The following is a 25,283-nucleotide window of genomic DNA, read 5'->3' as shown; positions in this document are numbered from 1 at the left end:
CGCACGCAACCAATTCGGTCTCGTGCAGCCAAACACGCGCGCACTCGGCAAGATCCCTCATGGCTCCCGTCGCCCGTGCCTATGCCACCAACCCCCCGAGTATGGCTTTCCCAACGCCGAACACTCAACGCTGCTTTCCCGAAAAGCGACACGATCTTGCCCGCGCGCACCCAATTATCCCGTCGCTGACCGGCCCACCAAATACCCGAAAAGCACCCTGCACCGCCCCAATCAATCCCCCTATCGGGCGGAACCCCCTCGTGGCCGGACACCCGCGTGGCCTGAATATCGCCGCTGGGCACGCCCCGGGGGCAACACCAGCGGATGCGCCGGGTCGCAACCGCCGACGCCCGGGCAGGCACCACGCCCTGGTCGCGTCGGCTACTCCGGCGCCGCGTGACCGGGCGATTTTTCCTGCGACCTCATCCGCACCGGGAAAGTCCCTTCGCCCAGGCGCCACGCATACCTGCCGGGCTGGGGTTCCAGCAGGTCCCACACGTCGGTGGGCAACACGAAACGCCGCCGCGCCCCGTTCTCCCACCGCGCGTTCGTCACCGAGCGCACCAACGACGCCAACTCCGGACGTGACGAGATGAACCGCAACGCCCCCGCCAAGGCCACGTCCGGATTCTCATGCCTGCCAAGGGCCGGCTCGATCGCGAAAAGATGCACGTCGCCGGGCCGGTTGAACAGCTCCCGCACCAACGTATGCACCAACTTCGCAGCCATGTCAACCGTGCCCGCCAGATCATCGGCCGGAATTTTCTGGTCGTGCCCCGGCTGCGGCCGCGCACCGCTAGGAACCCAGCTGGCGGAGCCCCCCATCGTCACACCGCGGAACAACGGAAACTCGCTGTATCCAATCCTGCTTAGCAGGCTCCGAAGCAGCTGCGGCCCGGTCCGCCAGGTGGTCGAGTACCGACGTGGCCTGGCAAACGGGTGATCAAGGTTGTTTTGCACGAAGTCCCGCATGACACCGGGCATCCGGTCGAACAATGCGTCGTGGGTTTCGGCGTAATTTTCCCGAATCTGCTCCCGATAGAAACGCCAGAACGGGTGATCCTTGACCAGTACCAGCGCCGAGTTGTTCACGAACATAGCGGGTTGCCGGCGGTCGTACCGCTCATTGGCTTGGATGGCGAACCCGTGCGGCGACTCAAGCACATGATGAAGCCCGGAAAGATCCTTGACCACTTCGTCACCATCGGCGTAGAAGCCACCGAAGCGCTCCAGGTGGACCCGGAGGATGTCACTCGCCGCGGCCCACCCAGGCCCCGACAGCTTGTACATCTCCATCGCGAAGAACGCCTGCAAGTCCAGCGGCGAATCCCGGTTGGCCACCTCCCACACATTCACCAGGGCGATATCGCGCTCACGCGCCCACTCGACCATCTCCCGCACACCGGCCAACGAATCGCGGCCCTCGGCCGGCGCATCGGTCTCCAGCGCTTGTTCGATCACCGCCCGCGGCACGTCGGTCCACAACACCGGCAACATGTTGTTGAACCTGGTTGCCGCCGCGCCGAAATTGGCCATGAACCGCCGTCGCGGACCGCCGTCGTCCCGTAACGGGCTACCCACCCAGATCGCATGCATGATCAACGGAATCCGCCGCTTGTCGGGAAGGGAGGCGCGCGCAACCCCCAGGCCTTCCCAGTGCGCCAGCTCCTCCTCCGGCCAATCAGACTCCAGCACCTCAACGTCACCGTTGTTGTCCAAGTTCGCCGGGTCGATCTCCTCCCGCGTCGGTGTCGCACCCGACAACATGTCCATCCGCTGCAGGAAACCGATCCCCTGCGCAACACTCAAATTCGAGTAATCCCTACCCCGCAACGCCGCCAACGGCTCCGGAATCACCCGCAACCCCAACACATCCGGCCCCAACAACTCTGTACCCGGCTCGGTACTCACCTCACCGGAGACCTGCGCCGCCAACCCTTTCAAACCATCGACCACGTCCGCCACCGACACCGGCCCGTCAGACGCCAACTCCGCCGGGGTCGAGGGGGCTTCCGAATGCCGCGCGGTCGATGCCGCCGCCTCTTCTCGCCCCGCCGGCTCGCTCTGACTTGCTCCGCCCCTAGGCCAAGAACGACGACGTTTCGCCCCGGTCTTGCCGGTGGAGGTGTCCGTCTGATGTTGCTCCACAACCGTTTCCGGTCGGCGCGCAGCAGCTGCGCGATCTTGGACACCGCCATCGCTCGGCCGGTCACCATCACCCGCATCCACCAACTCATGCAGCCGCTTCAGCAAGGCACGCCGCTCCTGCCCCATAGCGTCGTCGCTACCCAGATCGTCGGCCGCGTGCACCGTTTCAACCGCCGATGCCTCATCATCCGGGTGCGGGACAGACCGACCGTCAATCGGCGCCTGTCTACCAGCCCCACTCACATTCATGCTCGCGGTCATGTACTCGTGCAGTCGCTGCCGCAGCGCCTCGGCAGCCGCCCGATCCCCCGGAGCCCGCAACAATTGATGCGCCATCACCAACCGCACCGAATCCACCGCCCCACCACCCAACACCGCATCAGCAGCAGCAAACAACCCCGCCACCGCATCAGCACCCTGCCAACCCATCACCTCCCGCAACGCCGCATCAGCCTCCACCACCAGCGCATTCAACTCCCGCACCGCCGCATCACGCCGCGCCCGCCGCACCATCCCCACCGCATCCCCAGCAGCCCCCACCTCATTCCGCAACACCCCAACATCCACACCACCCAACACCCCCTCCCGCACAATGTCCGACCACCGCTCCACCCGCGCCCGCAACTCAGGCACATACGACACCGACCCATCAACCAAAAACGGCCGCAACAAACTCACCGACCCCGACAACTCAGCAACCAACCACGTCCGCTCAGCCGCACCTACCTCCTCCGGCGAACCCACCGTCGGCACGGCACCCCCTGAGCGTGATACCGCAGTGGTTAATTCACCGTCCTCCTCTCGCACCTCCCGAATCCGCTGCCAGCCCCACCCTTCGCTCTTTCCGAACTTCTCCCCCAACTCCTTGCCGTTGTAGGAAGTGCCGGCGTCACGAGCACGACGCGCCTCCGCACGCGCCGCCTCCCGTTCCTGCTCAATCGCACCCGACCGGGTCAAACCACCCTCTTCCCGAATCTCCGCAAGCCGCGCTAGACCCCAATCCGCCCCTCGGCCGAACTCCCTGGCCAACATCAGACCGGAGTAGGGCCGACCCGCGTCACGAGCACGCCGCGCCGCCGCGCGGGCGTTCTCGCGCTCCCGCTCCTCCAGATCCTGCCTGCTCACACCCCCCTCAGCCTTGATCTCATTAAGCCGCTCCCGACCCCACCTGGCGCTCTTCCCGAACTTCTCCCCCAACCCCTTGCCGTTGTAGGGCTCGCCCACGTCACGGGCGCGCCGCGCCTCGTCACGCGCCGCCGCCTTCAACTGTTCCGCTTCACGGTGCGTAGGTGCCGTCGTCCGACTCGGACCCGCAGCCCTGCGCGCCGCACCCTCATCGGCCGAATCGTGGGCGCGTCCTCGCTTGCGGGCGCTGCCGTCACCGATCGTTGCGCCAACTCCGTGATCAGTGTCCGCAACAGACGCCGACGGCCGTGACTCAACCAGGTCGCCGCCCGGTCCGAAGTCGGGACCCTGGAGCGACTCAGGCCCGGGACGAGACTGCATCTCACCGCGGACTTGCTCGACCAATGCCGCTGCATCGTGCGCCCGCTTCCGCAAATCGGCCAGCGTCATATCATCGAGACAACGCCCCGCCAGCATCGCCGACCACAGCCCAACCCGCTCCCGCAACGCGGGCGGATAACCTTCCGGCTCATCGGCCACAAGACCCCGCAACGCGGCGACCGACCCCGTCAACTCGGACACCAACCGCGACCGCTCCGCCACCTCCACACCCGACGACCCCACACCCGCCACATCACCTTCCACCGCCTCCGGGAAAGCCTGCACAACCCCCTGCCGACCAGCCTCCGTCCGCCCCGCCAGAACCTCCGACTCAGAAGCCGACCGCGACCCCGCGGCCACGTCCGCAGACCGAACACGCCCCACCCCGTCCCTGATCTCAAGAAGCCGCGCCGACCCCCACTTCACTCCCTTTCCGAACTTCGCCCCTAACGCCGCCGCGCTGTAAGGCTCGCCCGCATCACGTGCGCGACGCGCCTGCACCCGCGCCTGCGTCCGCAACTGCGAATCCCACAGGGTCGTACCATCCTCATCATTGATCTCGTCAAGCCGCTCCCGACCCCACCTCTCGCTCTTTCCGAACTTCCTCCCCAACGCCGCACCGCTGTAGGGTTCGCCCTCGTCGCGTGCACGACGCGCCTCCGTCCGCGCCGCCTCCTGCACGTGGTGTTTCTCCTGGCGCCGCGACGCCACCTTGGTTAAGCCACCCTCCTCGCGGATTTCCTCAAGCCGGTGCCGACCCCACCTGTCGGTCCTGCCGAATTTCCTCCCCAACTCCGCACCGCTGCAGGGTTCACCCGCGTCGCGTGCACGACGCGCCTCCGCCCGCGCCGCCTCCCGCACCTGCTCCCGCTGCGATAACGGCAGTTCGGTATCGGCATCGAAGGCCGTGGTCTCCAGAATCCGGCGGCGACCCCAATTCCGGTGCCTTCCGAACCTTTTCGCCAATGTGACGGCGGTGTAAGGCTCACCGGCGTCACGTGCACGACGCGCCTCCGCCCGCCCCGCCTCCCGCAGCCGCTCCGCATCATCATGCGTCTCCGCTCCGTCACTTGACCCCAGCGAACCCCCCAGCGAACCCCCCAGCGAGCCCTGTGCCGCAGTCACATCGACCAAATCATCGGCATGCCCCCGGTTGCCGTCACTGCCCTCGTCGATCGAAGTGGATCCGCCGACACCGCGACCGGTGTCCGCAACAGAGACCGACGGCCCCGCCGCGTCCGTGCCCGAGTGCGCCTGCCCACCCGGCCCGAAGTCGAGGCCGGCGAGCTGGAACCACCCAGACGCGGAACGAGACGCCAACTCACTTCGCACCCGCTCGACCAACGCCCCGGCATCGTTCACCCGCTTCCGCAGGCCCGTCAGGTCCGCAGCATCGAACCCGCCCCGCCCCAACGTGTTCGACCACAGCTCGGCCCGCTGAAGCAACCCAGGCCGGTAGCCCGGCGGCGCATCGCGCAAAAGCCCCCGTAACTCATCTACCGACACCGTCAACTCAGAAACCAACCGGGACCGCTCGGCCGCCTCCGAAAACCCCGCTGACGACGACCCCACACCCGTTACGTCAGCCTGCCAAAGCCCCCACGCCCACGCCTCGATCGCCAACGAATCAACCGCCGACGCTGCGGACATAGCGCCAATCGCACCGCCGTCCGCCGTCTCCGCCAAGATCGGGAAATCTTCCGGTGGACCGGCGTAGGTGGCCAATTCAGCCACTCGGGTATCAAGTTCGCGCGCCAGTTCCCCCGTCGCCTCCCGCGACTGCTCCGGCAATGCCGACCACGTCACGGCACCCTCGGTGCTGAGCTCGATAAGCCGCTGACGGCCCCAATCCTTGCCCTTCCCGTACTTTTTCGCCAGGTCCATGCTGGTGTAGGGCTCACCGGCGTCACGAGCACGACGCGCCTCCGCCCGCGCCGCCTCCCGCGTCTTCTCCTGCAATGCCACCCGCGTCACGCCACCATCTCCGCTGATTTCCTTAAGTCGCTGGCGACCCCACTCCCTGCCCATTCCGAACTTCTTTCCCAACCCCGCGTTGGTGTAGGGCTCACCGGCGTCCCGAGCACGACGCGCCTCCGCCCGCGCCGCCTCCCGCAATTGCGTCGCGCTATCAAGCCTTTCGGCCCGCTCACCATGCCCCACCGGGCTACTCGCAGCACCTTCATCAACCGAATCATCGGCGCGGCCACGGCCACTGCCTTCACCAACCGAATCCATCGAACCCGCAGCGACCCCAGCGTCCGCGGCAAGACCCCAAGGATCCCAGGAAGGCGCCAACGGATCCAACGACCACCACATCAGATCATCCGCCTGTCCAGCGGCCGTTCCACTGGTCCCGCCGCTGTTCGCAGGTCTAGCGAATACCGTGGGATCCTCCGGCGAATCTTGTCCCGCTCCGGCGTGGACAGTCAGCCCCGTTCCCTCGGTATCGAGCTTGGCGGCCAATTCCCGGGCAAACCGCAGCGCCTGATCACGCCCACGCTCGGCAACCCTCGCCTCGACCAAGGACACCACATCATCCAGCGACACGCCTGCCTCGCCCCGAGCCAGCGCAACCACGTCATGCGTGCCCTGCACGATCCGCACCGCCACATCACGCGGCCCACCCACTGCCTTGGCGCCTTCGATATCCCGACGCAGATCCGAGGCCGTCCACCCCGCCCCGCTCGTCGATGCAGAGGACGCGGGAACAGCAGCAGACGAATTCCCCAAAGCATCCAGCCGGTTTCGCCGCTCGCCGGCTTGGCTCGGCGCCTCAATTGGCCCGGGCCCATCCACGGGACGGGGCCGGGATCCGTCCGGTGCAAACAACATCCACCGTGGACCACGCCAACCACGCGCGGGCATCAACGCAACGACATCACGCCCCACGCCTCGCGCCACCTCCGAAGCCTGATGCGACGACAGCACACCAACCCCCCAGCCCTCGCCGGAGACCAACACCACCGGACCGGCGCCCCCATCCCCCACCCGTCCACGCACGAACTCCGCAACCCCACCACCGGACACCACATCCACCGGCACCGACACCCGCATCGCATCCGCAGGCAACACCGCCGGGCCCGCAGGCAACACCGCCGGGCCCGCAGGCAACACCGCATCACCCGAAGCCGGAACCACGGCGGTCGCAGACGAATTCGTTTCGGCCGCCACGGCATCCGAAGGCGCACCGGGCGCACCGCGACCGTCCACACCGGGCGATCCAACCCCCTCCGGAGCATGACCGAGAGCCGGGCTGTACGCCGGTGGCGACGCCCCGATGTGGGAGCCATCCGGCATCAGCCCGCCATGAAGGAGCGGTGAGCCATCCCGGTACCCACCCGTACTGTCCACAGCAGACGGATTCCCGCCCGAATGACCGTCAGCGGCAGCCGGGCCGTATGCCGGAGGTCGCACATCGACACCGGAGTCCCCCGGCGTTAACCCACCGCTGGGAGTCGGTGAAGCGCTGCCGACACGATCCGCACCGGGAGGCGGGCTGTAGGGCGGTGGCGGCGTGCCCGGCATGTCCTGACCCCGCGCCTTTTCGACGCCGGAGCCGGCAACCGGGAGAGTGGTCTTGATCGGAGTATTCGGCCCCACCGAACCTAGATCGAATGCCGGTGGTGGTTCACTAGCTAGAGCCCGTTGAACAGGTACCGACACCCCGGAGTCCACATCGGAAACGCTCTGCTTCTCGTCCAACTGCGACGCAGACTCCGCCTTCATGTCCTCGGAGGTGTCGGTGTCAGTTTCAACGTTGCCGGAATCCTCATTCTCGCGGGCGGCGTCTCGGGCTCGGCCCGCCGGAACCAGCTCCCCGCGCAGCGCCAGACCCGCCAGGTTGCCGACACCCGAACCGATCGCCTCCGACACCCCAGCGGTAAACGAGAACGGATTCCACTGCGCACCCTGACCACTGATCGCCCCATACCCCGCCTCGCCCAGCATCTCGGTCAGGCCCTCTTCAAACGCCTCCCCCAACCCATGACCAAACCGCACCGCCCACATCGCCCGCACCGACATCCCCGTGAAATCCTCAATATCCTTCGACACCACATCAGCAAACCTCGCCACCGAAGCCACCGGATACCGCTCCGCATGCTCCTCCGCCGCATGCTTGGCCGCCGCCGCCAACACCTCAACATCGATCTTGTCACCCAAACCCCGCACCAACACCTTGGCGATCGCATTACCCACCACATTGCCCAACGCCGACAGCGGCACCGCCAGCAACCCACTAAACGACCCCACCCCCACCGCCATCTCCGACATCGCCGCATCCCACTTCTCCCGCGTCCCCAACGCAAACTGCACACCCTGCGCCCCGGCATCCATCACCACCTGCAACCCCACCCCCACCACCTGGCTCATCGCCAAACGCATGAACAACTGACCCCACCACCGAGTCAGCAACAACCGCATCACCGCAAACCGCGCCGCCAACCACGCCATACTCGCCCCACCAGTAGGCCCCGCCATCGCCACCGCCCACGCCACCTCCGCCACCAACAGCAACAACCCACCCACGGTCACGAACTTCAAATACTGCACCTGCAACGCCAGATTCCGCACAAACCCCGCCAACTCCCGCAAACCCACACCACCCGACTCCAATACCGGTCCGAACGCCGCCAACCGCTGCGCGAACCGGTCCGCCGCCTTCCCCGAAAACCCACCCCGCACCCGCTCGACCACCTCCCCCACCACCGGACCCAACGTCTCGACCGCCACCGCACCCGACTCCAACCGCTCCGCCACCGCGAACAACGCATCCTCATCCGCATCCGTCATGTCCTCACCGGTCAACACCTGAAAAAGCCGCCTCACCCCCTCCGGCACCAGCAAGGACACACAAACCACCCACTCAGCTCACCGTAGAGCGATTCAGAAACGACCACCGCGCCGTAGTATGAGCCGACCATAAGGCTGCATTAAAGCGTTCACTCACAGGCGAAACGACTATGCGCGTTCGTCCATTAACAACCAAGAAAAAGGGCAATGTGCGCACTTCTCTAATTCCGGAACATGCGGGTTCATGTCAGACTGATGCGGTACTGTCCGGCGGCGTGGCCGCCCAACTCGTTCGGCGTCGGTTCGGCACAGAACACAGGCACACCGGTGGCGCGATCACAACTTCCGGATCGTCGAGTTCGAATCACGCGGCGCAGGAAACTCCGAAACGGCCCACCGCCAGTACATAATCCAGAAATCGTGCAGAACCACCAGAGAATGCGACCGTCCGCAATGCTATGGTGAATCAGGAGCGTTAGCGACACCAGATCCCCATCGCGGACGATGTGCAGCGGGGACAGGATTCGTCCGGGATCCAGATCCGGGCCTACCAATGGATTGTCGACATCGCCATCGCGAATGACAACATCCGGCAATGGACCCATCGGCTCGGCGATCACATACCCGCCGTCCGCGCGCTCCAAATGTGTCGCCAGCACCGGATACTTCTGCCGAAGCGCACCGAAGGCGCTGTTCAGACTACGGACATCCAACGTTCCGCGCACCCGGACGGAATAGCCGAAAAATACGCTTGGTGCCGTGAACTTCGCCATCAGCATGCCCCGGCGGGCACAGAACTCCCCCGGCGATCCACCGAAATTCCGCCGATCGGAGCAACCTGCGACCTATTCTTTTCCGAGCGAGCGCCACCGTGCGGGCTCACGCCTTTGATTCGGGAGCGGAATGCGGTCTCGTCGGCCTCGCCCGCAGCGGGAAGCCGGGAAGGTCGGCAGCTACGTCGGCCGGACCGGTCGCGAGGTCAATCGTCCCTTCTCATTCCGCAATGCGGTGCTCCGGGCACTATCAGGTGTCGAGGTTCGGCGCCGCAAGCCGGACGTGCCCTCAGCTCGTCCATCCCGTTTGTCGACGCGGCGAGGCAGCCGATGTCGTCGCGCAGTTTTACCGCTCAAGGCACCACCGTCGATCAACCGGCCGCCTTATGACTGAAGAATCGAAACATTGTGCAACTGCTATCGTCCGCGGCATGAACTTCGCAGCCGTGCGGGCGTTTGTCGCCGTCGCAGAGAAGGGACAGTTCAGCATCGCCGGCGACCAGCTCGGCGTCACCCAGCAGGCCGTGTCCAAACGGATCGCCGCACTGGAGTCGTTCCTGGGCGCCGCCTTGTTCGAACGCGTCGCTTCCGGCGCCGTGTTGACCGCGGACGGGCAGCGCTTCCTGCCCCGGGCCAAGGCGGTACTGCTGGCGGTCGACCAGGCCGTGGAATCGGTCCGGCGGGAGTCCCGACCGCTGCGGGTCGACGTGCTGAGCCGCCGTCTGGCGCCGGCCGAGATACTGCGCGACTTCTACCGCGCCAACAAGGCGATCGACATCGAGATCGTGACCACAACCGGCGGCGCGGACGAGGTGATCCGCGGGTTGCTCGACGGCGAGATCGACGCCGGGCTGCGCTACCTGCGCCAGCCCGTGAACCGGATCGACCCGCAACTCGCACAGGCGTTCGCATACTTCGAGCCGATGCAGATCGTGGTGAGCGATCAGCATCCCCTGGCGGGACGGACCTCGGTCCAACCGGGTGTTCTCCGGCCGTTCAAGGCATGGGTTCCCGGCATCGTCAGCGGCAGCGAGTGGGCCGAATTCTACGAGGACTTCGCCCACGCGTTCACGCTCGATATCGACTCGACCGGGCCGAACTTCGGCACCGAGTCACTGCTGGACAGCATCGCGGACTCGCGGTCGATGCTCACGTTCTTCGGCGACAGGACGCGCGCGGCGTGGCCGCAGCGGCTGGCGCGCATCCCCCTGGCCGGCCCGACGCCGGTCTACCCGTGGTCGGTCGTGTGGCACACCGGCAACCAGCACCCGGGGCTGCGCGAGTTCGTCACGCACCTTCGCCAGTCCTTCACGCCACCCGCTCGCGGCGAGGTGTGGCTGCCCAACCACATGGCCTCGCTGGCGCGGTGACCACCGCAGGAGTCGAGGTCTGACGCGGCCGCCTGGGCAACGGGCCGGAAGCCACGAGGCGCTTGGGCGCGGGCCAAGGCCACCGTGTTGCTGGGCGCGGCGATCGAGAAATACTCGGAGCTTATCCACCTCGGCCGGGTGTCGGTGCCCGAAGACGTGGCCGGGTTCGTGTCCTACCTCGCCTCCCGGGATTCCGACTACATGACCGGTCAGTCCGTGATGATCGACGGCGGCATCCAGTTCTCCTGACCACGGCGGCAGCCGCGGGAGTGAGCAACGCCATCGATCAGGAAGGCCCGAACAGGCGCACACTCGGGGTATGGACGGGCAGTGGACACCACGGGACCACGAGGAGCTGATCGCGGGGTGGCGATTGTGGCTAGCGGTCAGCTCGTCCGCCCGGCCTCCCGCCGACTGGAACGGCAGCCCTGCCGAAGCGGTGCGGGGACTGCGGGAATTGATGGCGACATGCGACGAGATCCTGTGCGACTACCTCGCCGCCGGCGGATCCGACTCTGCCGAGGTCGCCGCGCTCCTGCGGTCCATGTACCCGGCCGCGAGCTGGACGTGCGAGCTGTGGCACGACGACACCGCACCGCTCGACAGCGAGCGCGCCGCGCTGCTGCACAGCGACCTCGCCGGCTTCACCGACCACGTCCTGGGCGTGCAGACCCTGCTGGCCCAAGGCGGCGGCTGGGCATCCCTAACGCTCTAGATGGAGAGTGCTTCAAAAGTGGTTTGCGTATCGGTGCGGGTAGCGGCCCCTGCGCCAGCAGGTTCTTCCTGTCATCCCGGGCTTTGCACTCCAGCTTCACCTTGCCCGACTGAATGAGGTAAAGCCGGCCGCCCGGCTCACCCTCGGCGAAGACCATGTGTCCACATGGGAACTCCACCGGCCCCAGAGACTGGGCCAGAGCCTCTGCCGCAGCCGGCTCAACGCTGTGCCATAGCGATCATCGTCGCCATCCGCGCCGACGTCTCCAATCCCCAACGGTGCTAGCCCCAATGGGGCTTTACAGCGCGGTGACCGCCGCGCCTAAATATGATCGACCGCTGTAGTGGTGCACGGCACACCTCGACCGAACGGGCGTAACGCCGTGGCCCCGGACGAGCACCCGTCCGTCGTTGGAAGGTGAGCCATGAATGGTCCGGGACAACGCTGCCGGTGCTGTGGCACTGTGCTGCGTGTCGGCGTGAATGACGCGTTGTGCGAACCCTGTGCTCGCGCCTCCGGGTTCCGCAAGCCGATCCCGGAGGATTTTTACGAGGATGCGGACCTGCACAACGCGTTGAAAACCTATGACTTCGGCCCGGTATTCGCGGCCGTGCGGCAGCAAACCGGGCTCTCGCAACTGCAACTCGCCGACCTACTGGGCCTGTCTCAATCCCGGGTCTCTGCTGTCGAGCGGGGCGAGCGTCGGCTGACCCACGTCAGGACGGCCGCTCGGTTGGCCACGGTCTTGCGCATTCCGGCTTCCTTGCTCGGATTTCCCACCGGCCATACCGTAACGGGTGACATCACTGACAAGGAGGTGAGTTGGTTGGAACGCAGGGACTTTCTCTCCCTGGTCACAGCCGCCACGTTGGGATCCAGTCTGAATCCCGAACTCGCCCGGCTGGGTTCGTTGCTGCCCGGCCAGGTCGAGCCGGTAACCCGGCCCCGTATCGGCGCGGCCGACATCGACGCCATCGAGGCGGTCACCGAAGGGTTCCGCCGCTCAACCACAGCTCATGGCGGTGGGCTGTGCCGCGCGGCCGCCACTGCGCAACTGCACCAGGTACGCCGCTTGGAAGACGCCCTCTGCACGCCGGAGATCCGCACCCGGCTGCTGGTGGCCCTCGCCAACCTGGCCCGCATAGCCGGGTGGCATGCATACGATGTCGACGATCACGACGCCGCTCGCCGCCTGTGGACCTACGCCTTGGACACCGCCCGCCGCGCCGACGACCACCCCCACGCTCCCGGCCTGACAGTTCACGTGCTCTTGGATATGGCACACCAAGCAATGCACCTCGAACGCGCAGAGGAGGCACTGCGCGTGGTGCAGCTCGCGTCGGCGACCGCAGCCTACCGCAAACACCCGGTCAACACGATCACCCAGGGCTACACTTCCTCGGTCCTTGGCTGGTGCCGCGCAGCGCTCGGCGAGCCAGAGCCCACCCGCCGCGCCATCGGGCAAGCCCAAGAGACCTACGCCGCCGCCGATCCGGCCACCACACCGCCGTGGACAAAGTTCGTCACCGACGCCGAGATCACCGGCCAACAGGGCTACTCCCTGTACCTGCTGTCGCTGTCCCGCCCGGAGTTCGCACCCGAGGCCATCGAGAAACTGACCAGCTCAACCACCAGATACGGCGCGGAATACGAGCTTACCCGCGCGGTGACCCTGCCCCCGCTGGCCTCGGTGCAGTTCCAGGCCGGTGATATCGACGCCGCGGTGGCCACCGGCTACGACGCGGTGAACGCGATCACCGGACTGTCCTCCACCCGTGGCTACGCCCGGCTGCGCGTCCTGGACACCGTCGCCGCGCCACACCACGGCAAACCCGAAGTCGCCGAGCTGCGCCAACACATCCGCACCGCGCTCACCACAACGGCATGAGCCTGCCCACAACACCAGATACCCGCCTGCCCGGCCTGGACGCGCTGCACGCCACCTGCCGCCAGTAATCGCCAACGGCGCGGTCGCCACCTTCTGGCCCCACCGCGCCACTTCCTCGCTTCCTTCGCTGGCCGACCTTTCGGCGAAGACCATGTGTCCACATGGGAACTCCACCGGCCCCAGAGACTGGGCCAGAGCCTCTGCCGCAGCCGGCTCAACGCTGTGCCATAGCGATCATCGTCGCCATCCGCGCCGACGTCTCCAATCCCCAACGGTGCTAACCCCAATGGGGATTGACAACGCGGTGACCGCCGCGCCTAAATATGATCGACCGCTACGGTGGTGCACGGCACACCTCGATTGAACGGGCGTAACGCCGTGACCCCCGGACGAGCACCCGCCCGTCAATGGAAGGCAAGCCATGAATGGTCCGGGACAACGCTGCCGGTGCTGCGGCACTGTGCAGCGTGCCGGCGTGAATGATCCGTTGTGCGGACCCTGTGCTCGCGCCTCCGGGTTCCGCAAGCCGATCCCGGAGGATTTTTACGAGGACGCGGACCTGCGCGCCGCGTTGGAAAACTATGACTTCGGCCCGGTTTTCGCCGCCGTGCGGCAGCACACAGGTCTGACACAGCTCCAGCTCGCCGACCTGCTCGGCTTGTCCCAAGGCCGGATCTCCGCTGTTGAGCGGGGCGAGCGTCGGCTGATCAACGTCAGGACGGCCGCTCGGTTGGCCACGGTCCTGCGCATCCCGGCTTCCTTGCTCGGATTTCCCGCTAGCCATACCGTAACGGGTGACGTCATTGACAAGGAGGTGAGTTGGTTGGAACGCAGGGACTTTCTCTCCCTGGTCACGGCCGCCACGTTGGGATCCAGTCTGAATCCCGAACTCGCCCGGCTGGGTTCGTTGCTGCCCGGCCAGGTCGAGCCGGTAACCCGGTCCCGTATCGGCGCGGCCGACATCGACGCCATCGAGGCGGTCACCGAAGGGTTCCGCCGCTCAGCCACGGCTCATGGCGGTGGGCTATGCCGCGCCGCAGCCCTCACACAACTGCACCAGGTGCGCCGGCTGGAGGACGCGCCCTGCTCGCCGGAGATCCGGACCCGTCTGCTGGTGGCCATCGCCAACTTGGCCCGCATAGCCGGGTGGCATGCATACGATGTCGACGATCACGACGCCGCTCGCCGCCTGTGGACCTACGCCTTGGACACCGCCCGCCGCGCCGACGACCACCCCCACGCTCCCGGCCTGACAGTTCACGTGCTCCTGAACATGGCACACCAAGCGCTGCACCTCGAACGCGCAAGTGAGGCACTGCACCTCGTGCAACTCGCGTCGGCAACCGCCGCCAACCGCAAACACCCGGTCAGCACGGTCACCCAGGGCTACACTTCCGCGATTCTCGGCTGCTGCCGCGCCGCGCTCGGCGAGCCAGAGCCCACCCATCGCGCCTTGGGGCAAGCCCTAGAAACCTACGCCGCCGCCGATCCGGCAGCGACCCCGCCGTGGACTAAGTTCGTCACCGACGTCGCGATCGCCGGTCAACAGGGCTACTCCCTGTACCTGTTGTCGCTGTCCCGCCCGGAATTCGCGCCGCAAGCCATCGAGAAACTGACCAGCGCGGCAACCGGGTACGGCGCGGAATATGAGCGCACCCGCGCCTTGACCCTGCCCCCGCTGGCCTCGGTGCAGTTCCAGGCCGGTGACATCGACGCCGCGGTGGCCACCGGCTACGACGCGGTGAACGCGATTACCGGGCTGTCCTTCACCCGCGGCTACGCCCGGCTGCGCGTCCTGGACACCGTCGCCGCGCCACACCACGGCAAACCCGAGGTTGCCGAGTTGCGCGAACACATCCGCACCGCGCTCACCACAGCGGCATGAGCCTGCCCACAACACCAGATACCCGCCTGCCCGGCCTGGACGCGCTGCACGCCACCTGCCAGATCTTCGGAGCCGACCCCACCGACGCCCACCTGCTCCACCACCGCTCCAACGCCGTCTACCTCCTTCCACACGAGCAGATCGTCGCCAGGCTGGCCCCCGACACCCCGGTACGCCGCCGCCGCGCACAGACCACCATCACGGCCACCCGCTGGCTGGCGACCCAACCCGCACCCGTCGCGCTGCCACCGATGCCCGGCCAGCAGCCAGTAATCGCCAACGGCGCGGTCGCCACCTTCTGGCCCCACCGCGCCACAACCTCGCTTCCTTCGCTGACCGACCTGGCAGTGCTCATGCGGCGGCTACATGCGCTGCCTGCCCCGCCATTCCCCGTGCCCCACTATCAGCCACTGCAACGGCTCTCCGAATCGCTGGAGATCGACCAGCACCGTCAGCAGCCGGCGCTGGCGGCAGCCGACCATACTTGGCTGCTCGACCGGGCCACGACACTGCTCGACACGTTCACCGCCACCCAATTTCCATTAGGGGAAGGGCTCGTCCACGGCGACGCACACAACGAGAACATGGTTCACGACCACGGCGAATGGCTCCTGATCGACTGGGACAACACCTGCATCGGCCCCCGCGAACTGGACCTGCTCACCGCCGTCCCCAACCACTTCCACAAGCCTGAGGCGGACCGGACCCAATTCCTAACCGCTTACGGCTACAACATCCTCGACCAGCCTGGCTGGCCCGTGCTGCGCGACATCACCGAACTGCACTCCCTCGGCTCCTACATCCGCCTCGCCCCCAGCAAACCCGCCGCCGCCACCGAACTGCACCACCGCATCCGGTCCCTGCGCACCGGCGACAGGTCAGCCCGCTGGCACGCTATCCCCTAAACAGCGGCCGCGCCGCCAAGTCCGGCACCTTGGAGAACACGCATCAACGGTAATGGTGATTTCAGCGGCGGACCTGGCGGCCCGTGCCGCGCGCACCGTCGAGTCCCGCAGGTACGTGTCCGTGCCGAACCCGGTTTCGGTTCGCTTGGCGACCGGTCGGCACCCGAGGTCAGTGGCACAGACGTCCGACGCGAAGGCACGGATGGCTTCCAGCGTCGGGTCCTGCACGTAACACCGCATGATGGGGTCTTCATCCGCCAGTCGCCCATATGGCGGCCCTGAACCATAAACGCTGTCGATCTCGACAAGGTAGAACTCCTGCGCGTCCTCAGGTGTGAAGCGATCACGTCCGGGAAGTCCTCAATAGAGCAGAATCCGTACATGGTGGCGGCTGATTCGCTCGTTTTGCTTCGGATACGAAACGGGTTCTCCTGCGTGAGCGTTCTTACCGCCCCAGGGATTCCCTAGACACAGCAAGCATTGCGCTCAAACGAGCACCGGGATCCGTTAACACGGTGTACCCTACTTTCCCCGCGCTCCCGTGCTGTTGCCCGGCCAATTTCTCAACAACACGAGGCACTTTGAGCGTCACTGCCCGGCATCGTCGGTGAAACGCACCACCTTTAGGCGCGGACCAGGAAACTAGACATTCAAGACCTTCGAGGACACTCGCAACACCAGGCGCTGCTTGGCATGTTGCCGCCAAAGGACTCGGTGCGCTCGTGTTTCCGGGCGGGCTTCGTGCTGCGGCAAGCGATGTCGTGCGGGGAACGTCCATAGTGCGCTAGGACACCTGCTCGTGGTCGCAAGCACCTCTTCGGCGGAATCGTCTACGCCGAGAGTGACGGCGGTTTGGTCGGTCCGGACGCAATGCGCGCCAATGGCCATGATCGGGCGTGCCGTGGCCAAGGCTTTGACATTCCTCCGTTCGGGCTTGATCAAGGACACGCCGCTGGTTGGACCGGCTTGCCTGTGGCTACCCTGTTCTCGGTCCGATCAAGCGTCGTGACGGCGACGCCGCGCCTACGGGGTGCACACCTGTGACGAGCAACAGCGTGCTATGGGCCCGATTCAGCGGTAGAAAGGCGATGATCACCCCATCTCCCAACGGAAATCCGGTGTTCATGACCAACAGGACCAACCCGGCCTCGCCCAGCCGGACCAGAAAGTTACTCCCACTGACATGATCAGGCGCCATACCAGTAATGCACGGCGAGCGGAAAACGAGATCGCCTCCGTCGCCTCGGGTCGCGGCTTCCACCGTGCGCTTTTCGCGCGCTTCGCCGTTGGTTTCGTGGATGAGCACGCCGTTCGAGGACTATCCGGCCACGGCGCAGAAATCGCAGTCTGGTGAGCGGCAAGGCGACGCGCCGGTCGGGACGCGGCCCTTAATGGTTGCTTCAGACCGCAACGAATCAGCGCTCCCAAGCGTCAAAGCACTCGACACCACCGTTCCGGCCGCCCGGCCGGGGCCTATTTCAGGGGAAAGGAAAACTCCGTGCCGTTGTTCAGAGAGGCCACCCCACTCCGGCCCGAGCCGGAACGGACGCCGCTGATCTCACTGGATGACATGCCCGCGGCGACCGAACCGGCGGTGTTCCTCGGTCCTGAGTCCTTTGCGGAGATCCCGGGCTACGTGTTCCTGAACTGGGAGACCAACGTCGGCGTGCTCACGGTGGCCTACGACACAGCGGAGCAGGGACACGCGCGTCCGGAATGGGTCCGGGACTTCAAGCCCGATACCCGCTGCTTGCTTGAAGCGGCGCAAACGGGCTTCCACGCACCCGATGGCCCCGACGTGTACGACCTGTCGATCCGCGGCGATGACCGGGGCCGCCTGTGGCGCTATTACTCCCGCGCGATCGGGCAGCCCGCACCGTACTGGCCGCGGGATCTTGGGCACCGCGAGCTGATCGAGGCATGGCGGCCGGGAAACGCCACCGTCGTCGCGGTCCCGCGGCAACGCCCGGATCTGACTCCGCTGCTGGAACTGGCCGCGCTCTATCCAGCCGACTCCGCTGTGCACCGGGTGCTCACGTACTACTACCGCAAATCCGCCCGCAGCGCGGCGGGCGGCAGCCGGATCGCCCTGGAGTGTTTCGGGGACGAGATGGCGTTTCCCGAACTAACCGACAAGCTGACCATCGCCGCTCGGGCCGTCGACATTCCCGAGCCCGAGAAACTCGACGAGCAGGCGATCCGCGCGGTGTTCGCGGAGATCATGGAACGCAAAGACACCCTGGCCGAACGCGTCGTGGAGTGCATCCGCCGCTGGGGTGCGCAACGGTACTTCCCCTTCGCCACGGTCGAGCGCTACCGGGCCGAGGAGTGCGTGATGCTCGGCGAATGGCTCCACCAGCTGGATGAGGTTCCGGTCTATCTGCCGGACCCGAAGTTCGGCTATGCGCTGTCGATCGGCCGGCACCGCGGCGTGAGCCGTCGACTCGTCGACCGCGCCACCGGGGCACCGGTGATGGAGCTCGTCGACCATCACGGCGAGGTCGACGAGTACGTGACCTTACTGCCGCGCCGGTTGCCGGCGACCACACCGTTGGTCGAGCTGATCGTCGATTGCGGTGGGCAGAGCCTGTGGGTGCGCACCGAGGACGGCACCCTCTACCCCGCCCCGGGCGGCGAATACGGGGTCGCGTGGGGGTATCTGGGATCGATGATCGCGCCGCTGGTCGAACGGCTCCTGGACGACATCAACACCGCGCCGATCGACGAACCGGAGAAACCGGCTGACACCGAGCTGACCCGGTGGACGAAGAAGACAGTGCCCAGCGGAACCGTTTTCACCCGTCGACAGCTCGAAAAGGCGCGCCGTCGAAGCTGAATTCTCAGCGTCCGAGTTCCGCCGTGGTTTCCGGTTTTGCCGGAAATTGGGGAATCCCGGCGGGAAGTCGGCGCTGACCGTCGATGCCCGCTCACCTAGTGTCACGACAACACTGGAAGCGGCTCATTCATAGCTCATTTACGAGGTGGACTCTGGGTCGGCCGCCGAGTAATCTTCCCGTTGCCCGGCCATGCATGCAGGGCCGGGTCCAAGCAATCGCCCCGCATCCTTCCGGTTCGCCGGGTGGGTGCGGGGCGTTTTCGCGCGAAATCGCCAACCTGCGACCAAGCTCGGCATCCGCCGCCTTCCCCTAACTACGGAGAGTAATGGGCCGTGAGCCCGACGTTCGGGTGCTCGAAAGAAAGCGGCGTCAGACAAGATTTTTCCGGTCAACCTCTTGCCACGGTGAATGATTAACACGCAGTATTCTCCTCGCGCACACCAAGCGAAGAGTGGGCATGTGCGGCCGAGGTGACGTCGGGGTCAGCCGCCCCGCAACGGAAGGGACTCGCGTGTTCCGAGACGAGCAGAAGCAGGACGGGGCAGCAAACCGGACTGCCGGAATGCGGATCTCCCGCCCGCGAGCACGCACGGTGGGGGCTCTGCGACGCGCCTTCTCCCTCGAATCGTTCACGGCCGCGCGGCGATCGAGCGGCCACCCCCCAGGCAGGCCCCGAACCTAGCCGCGGTCAATCCGGGCTGGTCTGCGGGGCGGCGTGCTGGCGTTGGGGGACGATGGTGTAGCGCGGGTCGCGCGCCGATTCCCGTCCCGCTTCGAAGATCCCGTAGCGGGTCGCTGCGGTCGACGCGGTCAGGCACAGACCGCTACCGATCGTGAGCAACCGCGAGCGGCCCGCGAATATCGCCGTGATGCCTCCGAGGCAAGCCAGGGCTCGCGCCGCGCTGAGCACTTTGCCCGCCCTCCCCCGTCGGTAGACCTCGCCGATCACCGGCCCACTACGCTGTTCCATCTGCCAATGGGCGGCGAGTTCGAGCACGGATCCGGCCAACGCCATGCGCCGTGCCGGCCCCGCCTCGGCTCTCGGCGCGGCCAGCATTCCCACCGCTCCGGCGCTGGCCACCGCGCTGCCGGCGAACACGAACGGCAATTCCCGGTAGATCTCGTGCCAGCCGGGCACTGCGGTGTCGGCCAGCAGGACGGCCGTGTACGTGGTCATGGCGGGGGCGATGATGCCCGCTCCGACGGCGCTGAGCCGTCCGAGCGCGGGCAGGAGTCCGGTGAGATCGCTGGCCGCACCGGCCGCCGCCAACGCCGAGAACGGAGCGAGGATCCAGGACCCGACGCTCAGCGGCGACGTCGGCTTGAACACCCGGAGCATGTTCAGGAACCGGGTCGGCCGGCCGAGGTCGTGGACCAACGCGAGGACGCTGGACGCAGACCCCGCCGCGGCGGCAAGGCGGCCCGCCCTGGCCAGTGCGGGCCTGCCGGTCAGGTCCGCGAGGAGCGCCATGTTCGCGGAGGCACCCGCCATCCCGCCGAGATACAGGTACGCCGGGACGTCCGGCACCTTCCACACCGGTGCTTTGATCACGGGCTTGCCGTAGTAGGAGCGGAACTCGGCCTCTGGTACCGGCCTTGCCTCACGATCGTGCTGCACTGCTGCCTCCGGAAGATGCGATGGCCGGGGCGGACCCCGCACATGTCCGTCTTGGTTTCCATGATGTGCGCCTACGGGCCCAATGCCACGTTGATCACGGCATCGCCGGTGGTCAGCCTTCGCCCGACACGGGTTGCGCGCACACTCCCCGAGCAGGACCAATGCCGCCGGGCACAATGATGAGAGTCCACTCCTCAACGCCTCCGAAGCAGGCCCAGGAGGTGAGATGAGCCAGCCGGACGAGCCCAGCGACAGCCGCCTGACCCGCAATCTCAACGAGTTGCTACAGGAGTTGCGGGTCGCCCAGGCAGGAGTGCAAATCCTCTTCGCATTCCTGCTCTCCGTCGCCTTCACCGAGCGGTTCGAACGTGCGAGCGCCTTCGTGCACACCGTGCACCTGATCACTGTCCTGCTGACCACGGCTTCGGCGGCACTGCTGATCGCGCCGGCGGCATGGCATCGTGTGCTGTTCCGCCAGCGACGGCGGGCAAAGATCATCCGAGTCGGTAACGCCTGCGCGTTGAGTGGCTTGGCCCTGCTGGCCGCCGCCATGAGCAGCACGGTGCTGTTGATCTTCCAGGTAGTCCTGGAAACGCCGTGGAGCGCGGCCGCCGGCGCGCTCGCCGGCGCGCTCTTCGCGATCCTCTGGTTCCTGCTCCCCCTTCGAGCCAGAAGCCGCTAGTAGCGAGTGTTTCAAAGGTGACTACTCGGCGAGTACCGTGCACTTCTTCCGCATCCGCGCCCACAATCGTTGGCGGACAAGGGAATCCGGGTTCACCTTGCGCGCCAACGGGTCCGGTGTAGACATCGTTGATCCGCGCGACGTTCGATGCGGGCGACGTTCGGCGCGGCCGACGAAACATTGAGCGGTGCATTTCGTCCCGGCTGAATCAGCCCACGGCGATCTCGGACCACGGCAGCATCTCAAGCGGGCAACGGGTCATCAGGTACTCGATGTCGCGTCGGGCTTCGGCTTCGTCGTCGAAACCGGCGCGGGCGTGCCGCTCCCCGTGTACCAGGTAGGTCACGTGCCACTTGGCGCCCGCGCGTTCGAGAACGATCTCGTACACGGCGAGGGGATGCCAATCCGATACCCCGGCACACCACCGCGCGACAATCTCCATCAAGGTGTGCCCTATCTGCCGGGTTGAGCCGATAGTGTCTTTGCCTACATATCAGTGTCCCCGCACCGCCCATGCCCCAGCGAGGACTTTCAGCCCTTCTTGACTCGATCTACGAGTCCGCCACCCGCAGCCGCGGATCCTGGCCAGCTATCTCGCGGTCGCGGGGCCCGGCCGACTCCGCCGTGTGGCGGGGCAGCATCGTAGCCGCCGAAACTCGGGACATGCACCTGCTGCTGATCGCCGACACACACCTGCCGAAACGAGCCAAGACCCTACCGGCGGAGGTCTGGGACGCGGTGACGACCGCCGATGTCGTGATCCACGCCGGCGACTGGGTCGATGCCGCGCTGCTGGACGAACTCGAGGGGCGCAGCGCACGACTCGTCGGGGTCTACGGCAACAACGACGGCCCGGAGCTGCGGAACCGGCTTCCCGAAATCGCCCGGGTAGAGCTGGGCGGGGTCCGGCTCGCGGTGATCCACGAAACCGGCTCCGCCCGGGGCCGGGAGGCCAGGTGCGACCGGTGGTTCCCCGATACCGATGTGCTCGTGTTCGGCCACAGCCACATCCCGTGGGATACCACCACGGCCGGCGGTCTCCGACTGCTCAACCCTGGCTCCCCCACCGACCGCCGCCGCCAGCCGCATTGCACGTACCAGACCGCCGAAATCTCCGGTGGGCGACTCCTCGACGTTGTGCTGCACCGGCTACCGCGGCGAGACGCCGAAGGCGACGTCTGAGCCGTTTGGGACCCGTGGGACCGGTGGGACGGCGGTGCAAGCGAGGAGCCCCTCCGTACCGTCCCACGAGCCGGAATAAGGGTTGAGCCAATTCTGTCCCAGCATCCGAACGAATGCCGAGGTAATTTTGTCGTCACGTTGACAGAAAAATTCGATGCTGCCTTACTCGGGGCGTGTCCATGTCGGCGCTGCGTGCCCCCATCCGCCGCACCCATGAGGAGCGGGTGCTCAGCGTGCTGCGCGAACGGGGAGCGCTGAGCCGGGGCGAGATCGCCAAACTGGTCGGATTATCCCGCAGCACCCTCTCGGAGATTACCGGCACCCTGCTGCAGCGTGGCGCGATCGTGGTGGTCGACACCGATGCGGCAAACCGGGCCGGCAGCGGTCGACCCGCCGAGCGCCTAGCGCTGGACCCGGGATCCGGGCAGTTCATGGGTGTCGATTTCGGGCACCGACGGGTGCGTGTCGTGGTCGCGGACGCGGCGCACGAGATCGTCGCCTCCGGCGTGGAGCGCTACGACGACCGAGAAGGCTGGCCGACCAGGTTGGCCACCGCGTTTGCGCTGGTAGACCGCCTCGGGGCCGAGTCGGGAGTGCACTACCGGGCCTTACAGGGCATCGGCATCGGCGTCCCGGGGCCGTACCCGGCGTTCGCGATGTCGGCAAAGCAGGACGTCTTCCCGTTCCCGGTGCGGCACCCGGCCGACGGCGTTGACACGGCGTTCTCCGAGCGGTTCGGCGCTCCCGTCGTCGTGGACAACAACACCCGGTTCGCCGCGCTGGCCGAAGCGATCCACTCCAGCGGGCCGGTGGCCGACCTGCTTTACGTTCGGGTGTCCGACGGCGTCGGTGGCGGCCTGGTGGTCGGCGGCCGACTGGCCACCGGCTCGATCGGACTGGCCGGCGAGATCGGGCACGTCACCGCGGTACTGGACGGCCGACCGTGTCGCTGCGGAAAGCGCGGCTGCGTGGAGACGGTCGCCTCGGTGCCCGCGCTCTTGACGGCCTGCCGGGAGCGCGGTGTCCCCGTTGACTCACTGGACGACCTGCGCGCCGCGGTAGAGCGCGCCCACCCCGTTGTCGACCAGGTGCTGCGGTATGCCGCCACGATACTCGGCCGGGTGGTCGGCACCCTGGTGATGGCGTTGAACCCGGCCGAAGTGGTGGTCGGTGGGGAGATCGCCCAGTTCGCCCCGGTGATCGTCCAGCAACTCGCCGCGGGCGTCAAATACCAACTGTTCCCGGAAGTCCAGGTCGACCCGCAGATTCGGGCGGCCGAACTCGCCGACGACGACGGTGCGCGCGGCGCACTGGCCGCACTGTTCAACGATTACCCGGCCATCCCGGGCCGTTCAGACTTCGACGCGGCATCGCGGGGACCGTCCGGGAAGGAGCCACACCGTGACCGCGCTGAATGAACGAACCGCCGTGCAGACCAAGGCCGCCGGGCAGCCGCGCCGACGCGCGCTGCCCAGAGTGCTCAACGTCGCCTCGATCGTGCTCGGCATCGGGATCTGGTGGGCGCTGGTGGCGTTGGGCCTCAAGATCCCGTCTCCGCCCGAGGTCGTCGACACGGCGCGCGGGTTGTTCTCCGACGGCACCCTCGTCACGGACATCCTGGTCAGCCTCGCGCGGGTGCTCGCCGGATTCGCGCTCGGCACCGCACTGGCCATCCCGGTCGGATTCCTGATGGGCTGGTATCCCGTGCTGCGCGGCCTGATCGAGCCCTGGGTGCAGTTCTTCCGCACCATCCCGCCGCTGGCCATCATCCCGCTGGCGATCGTGCTGATGGGGATCGGCGAGGTCCCGAAGATCTTCGTGATCTTCCTCGCGGCCTTCCTCGCCTGCGTCATCGCCACCTTCCAGGGCGTGGTCAACGTGGACCGCACGCTGATCAACGCCGCCCGGGTACTCGGCGCCAACGATGCGGTGATCTTCCTCCGCGTGGTGGTACCGGCCGGAACACCGTTCATCCTGGTCGGCATGCGGGTCGGGCTCGGCTCCGCGTGGGCGACCCTGGTCGCCGCCGAACTGATCGCCGCCCAGCAGGGCCTGGGCTTTCGCATGCAGAACGCTCAGCTCTACTACGATCTGCCGACGATCTTCGTCAGCCTGATCGCCATCGGCATCCTCGGCCTGCTGATGGACCGGCTGCTCCTGCTCGCCGAACACAAGCTCACCGGATGGCAGGAGCGGCGATGAAGATCTCCGTACAGCACGTCAGCAAGACGTTCACCCTTAACCGCGAGCAAGTCCGTTCGCTGCACGACGTGTCGCTGGACATCGCCGACAACGAGTTCGTCACCGTCGTCGGACCGTCCGGGTGCGGCAAGACCACGCTGCTGAACATCCTCGCGGGGCTGGACGAGCCCACGGCCGGCCGGGCGCTGGTCGACGGCACCGAGATATCCGGCCCCAGCCCCGAACGCGGGGTGATCTTCCAGCAGTACGCGCTGTTCCCCTGGCTGACCGTGCGCCGCAACGTCGAATTCGGCCTCAAGATCGCCGGCGTGCCGCGCGCGGAACGGCGCGAGCGGGCCGAGTACTTCATCAATCTGGTAGGCCTGAGCCAATTCGCCGAGGCGTTGCCGAAGGTGCTCTCCGGTGGCATGCGCCAGCGGTGCGCGATCGCCCGCGCCTACGCGGTCAATCCGGCGATCCTGCTGATGGACGAGCCGTTCGGCGCACTGGACGCGCTCACCAGAGTGACGCTGCAGGAGCAACTGCTGGACGCCTGGAACAAGGAACAGCGGACGGTCCTGTTCATCACGCACGACGTGGACGAAGCGGTCTTCCTGGCCAACCGGGTGATCGTGATGGCCGCACGTCCGGGTCGGGTGTTCGACGTCGTGGACGTCGAACTGCCCTACCCGCGGACCGAGCAGGTCCGCCTCAGCCCCGAGTTCGCTGCACTGCGCAATCGGGTTTGGCACTCGGTGTACCACCAGGAAAACGGCCACGCGGCCACCTGAACCGGAGGACC

Annotated in this window: 17 protein-coding genes; 12 read left to right on the top strand and 5 right to left on the bottom strand. The window is 66.7% G+C overall.

Features of this window, described 5'->3' with window-relative positions; translation table 11 throughout:
* Nucleotides 1-381: 381 nt before the first annotated feature.
* Together BJ970_RS36750 and BJ970_RS36745 are read right to left on the bottom strand one after the other, a co-directional pair.
* Complete coding sequence (locus BJ970_RS36750; protein ID WP_184733204.1) at nucleotides 382-8,505, bottom strand: WXG100-like domain-containing protein; 8,124 nt, start codon at nucleotides 8,503-8,505, stop codon at nucleotides 382-384.
* Nucleotides 8,506-8,687: 182 nt separating this feature from the next.
* Nucleotides 8,688-9,224, bottom strand: coding sequence for a hypothetical protein (locus BJ970_RS36745; protein WP_184733202.1), 537 nt, complete (start codon nucleotides 9,222-9,224; stop codon nucleotides 8,688-8,690).
* A 425-nt stretch (nucleotides 9,225-9,649) separates the two neighbouring features.
* Here BJ970_RS36745 and BJ970_RS36740 point away from each other — a divergent pair, with 425 nt between their 5' ends.
* From BJ970_RS36740 to BJ970_RS36730, 3 genes are all read left to right on the top strand, one after another.
* Entirely contained in the window at nucleotides 9,650-10,588 is a 939-nt protein-coding gene (locus BJ970_RS36740; protein ID WP_184733200.1) for a LysR family transcriptional regulator, read from the top strand.
* Between the two features lie 84 nt (nucleotides 10,589-10,672).
* Entirely contained in the window at nucleotides 10,673-10,837 is a 165-nt protein-coding gene (locus BJ970_RS36735) for an SDR family oxidoreductase (protein WP_312864656.1), read from the top strand.
* Between the two features lie 70 nt (nucleotides 10,838-10,907).
* On the top strand, nucleotides 10,908-11,303 hold the full coding sequence (locus tag BJ970_RS36730; RefSeq protein WP_184733198.1) for a hypothetical protein: 396 nt from the start codon (nucleotides 10,908-10,910) through the stop codon (nucleotides 11,301-11,303).
* On the opposite strand, the gene BJ970_RS39335 is transcribed toward BJ970_RS36730, so the two are convergent.
* The gene (locus tag BJ970_RS39335; RefSeq protein ID WP_312864655.1) at nucleotides 11,233-11,481 is read right to left on the bottom strand and encodes a cyclic nucleotide-binding domain-containing protein; all 249 of its coding nucleotides are present in this window, start codon (nucleotides 11,479-11,481) and stop codon (nucleotides 11,233-11,235) included. The genes BJ970_RS36730 and BJ970_RS39335 overlap by 71 nt on opposite strands.
* 300 nt (nucleotides 11,482-11,781) lie before the next feature.
* On the opposite strand from BJ970_RS39335, the gene BJ970_RS36720 reads away from it, so the two are divergent.
* The 4 genes from BJ970_RS36720 (at nucleotide 11,782) to BJ970_RS36705 (ending at nucleotide 18,817) form a co-directional block, all read left to right on the top strand.
* Nucleotides 11,782-13,191 carry a helix-turn-helix domain-containing protein gene (locus tag BJ970_RS36720; protein WP_221468618.1) on the top strand — a complete coding sequence of 470 codons (1,410 nt, stop codon included), beginning with the start codon at nucleotides 11,782-11,784 and terminating at the stop codon, nucleotides 13,189-13,191.
* A 475-nt stretch (nucleotides 13,192-13,666) separates the two neighbouring features.
* Nucleotides 13,667-15,076, top strand: coding sequence for a helix-turn-helix domain-containing protein (locus BJ970_RS36715; protein ID WP_221468617.1), 1,410 nt, complete (start codon nucleotides 13,667-13,669; stop codon nucleotides 15,074-15,076).
* Nucleotides 15,073-15,981 carry a phosphotransferase family protein gene (locus BJ970_RS36710; protein ID WP_184733193.1) on the top strand — a complete coding sequence of 303 codons (909 nt, stop codon included), beginning with the start codon at nucleotides 15,073-15,075 and terminating at the stop codon, nucleotides 15,979-15,981. Before BJ970_RS36715 ends, BJ970_RS36710 begins: the two co-directional genes overlap by 4 nt.
* A gap of 1,498 nt (nucleotides 15,982-17,479) precedes the next feature.
* A complete protein-coding gene (locus BJ970_RS36705) occupies nucleotides 17,480-18,817 on the top strand; it encodes a hypothetical protein (RefSeq protein WP_184733191.1) in 1,338 nt (445 codons plus the stop codon).
* Between the two features lie 689 nt (nucleotides 18,818-19,506).
* Here the strand turns inward: BJ970_RS36705 and nrfD are convergent.
* Entirely contained in the window at nucleotides 19,507-20,436 is a 930-nt protein-coding gene (gene nrfD / locus BJ970_RS36700; RefSeq protein ID WP_184733189.1) for an NrfD/PsrC family molybdoenzyme membrane anchor subunit, read from the bottom strand.
* Nucleotides 20,437-20,662: 226 nt separating this feature from the next.
* Here nrfD and BJ970_RS36695 point away from each other — a divergent pair, with 226 nt between their 5' ends.
* On the top strand, nucleotides 20,663-21,118 hold the full coding sequence (locus BJ970_RS36695) for a DUF6328 family protein (RefSeq protein ID WP_184733187.1): 456 nt from the start codon (nucleotides 20,663-20,665) through the stop codon (nucleotides 21,116-21,118).
* A gap of 208 nt (nucleotides 21,119-21,326) precedes the next feature.
* On the opposite strand, the gene BJ970_RS36690 is transcribed toward BJ970_RS36695, so the two are convergent.
* The gene (locus BJ970_RS36690) at nucleotides 21,327-21,506 is read right to left on the bottom strand and encodes a hypothetical protein (protein ID WP_184733185.1); all 180 of its coding nucleotides are present in this window, start codon (nucleotides 21,504-21,506) and stop codon (nucleotides 21,327-21,329) included.
* Nucleotides 21,507-21,781: 275 nt separating this feature from the next.
* Here BJ970_RS36690 and BJ970_RS36685 point away from each other — a divergent pair, with 275 nt between their 5' ends.
* The 4 genes from BJ970_RS36685 to BJ970_RS36670 all read left to right on the top strand — a co-directional run bounded on the left by BJ970_RS36685 (nucleotide 21,782) and on the right by BJ970_RS36670 (nucleotide 25,272).
* Nucleotides 21,782-22,300 (top strand): metallophosphoesterase family protein, encoded by a 519-nt coding sequence (locus tag BJ970_RS36685; RefSeq protein ID WP_184733183.1) that lies wholly within the window; start codon nucleotides 21,782-21,784, stop codon nucleotides 22,298-22,300.
* A gap of 179 nt (nucleotides 22,301-22,479) precedes the next feature.
* Nucleotides 22,480-23,718, top strand: coding sequence for an ROK family transcriptional regulator (locus BJ970_RS36680; RefSeq protein ID WP_184733180.1), 1,239 nt, complete (start codon nucleotides 22,480-22,482; stop codon nucleotides 23,716-23,718).
* Entirely contained in the window at nucleotides 23,702-24,502 is an 801-nt protein-coding gene (locus BJ970_RS36675; protein WP_184733178.1) for an ABC transporter permease, read from the top strand. The genes BJ970_RS36680 and BJ970_RS36675 overlap by 17 nt, the downstream gene beginning before the upstream one ends.
* Nucleotides 24,499-25,272, top strand: a complete 774-nt coding sequence (locus BJ970_RS36670; RefSeq protein ID WP_246472291.1) for an ABC transporter ATP-binding protein — start codon at nucleotides 24,499-24,501, stop codon at nucleotides 25,270-25,272. The genes BJ970_RS36675 and BJ970_RS36670 overlap by 4 nt, the downstream gene beginning before the upstream one ends.
* Nucleotides 25,273-25,283 lie beyond the last annotated feature (11 nt).

It is taken from the genome of Saccharopolyspora phatthalungensis (assembly GCF_014203395.1).
Lineage (GTDB): Bacteria > Actinomycetota > Actinomycetes > Mycobacteriales > Pseudonocardiaceae > Saccharopolyspora > Saccharopolyspora phatthalungensis.
Note: the sequence above shows the minus strand (reverse complement) of the source record. Positions and strands in the feature narration are given on the sequence as shown.

What these genes read in the sequence shown, in the direction of transcription:
- BJ970_RS36670 (WP_246472291.1), top strand. Translation starts at nt 24,499, where the DNA reads ATGAAGATCTCCGTACAGCACGTCAGCAAGACGTTCACCCTTAACCGC.
- BJ970_RS36680 (WP_184733180.1), top strand. Translation starts at nt 22,480, where the DNA reads ATGTCGGCGCTGCGTGCCCCCATCCGCCGCACCCATGAGGAGCGGGTG.
- BJ970_RS36740 (WP_184733200.1), top strand. Translation starts at nt 9,650, where the DNA reads ATGAACTTCGCAGCCGTGCGGGCGTTTGTCGCCGTCGCAGAGAAGGGA.
- BJ970_RS36695 (WP_184733187.1), top strand. Translation starts at nt 20,663, where the DNA reads ATGAGCCAGCCGGACGAGCCCAGCGACAGCCGCCTGACCCGCAATCTC.
- BJ970_RS36730 (WP_184733198.1), top strand. Translation starts at nt 10,908, where the DNA reads ATGGACGGGCAGTGGACACCACGGGACCACGAGGAGCTGATCGCGGGG.
- BJ970_RS36710 (WP_184733193.1), top strand. Translation starts at nt 15,073, where the DNA reads ATGAGCCTGCCCACAACACCAGATACCCGCCTGCCCGGCCTGGACGCG.
- BJ970_RS36745 (WP_184733202.1), bottom strand. Translation starts at nt 9,224, where the DNA reads ATGCTGATGGCGAAGTTCACGGCACCAAGCGTATTTTTCGGCTATTCC.
- BJ970_RS36685 (WP_184733183.1), top strand. Translation starts at nt 21,782, where the DNA reads ATGCACCTGCTGCTGATCGCCGACACACACCTGCCGAAACGAGCCAAG.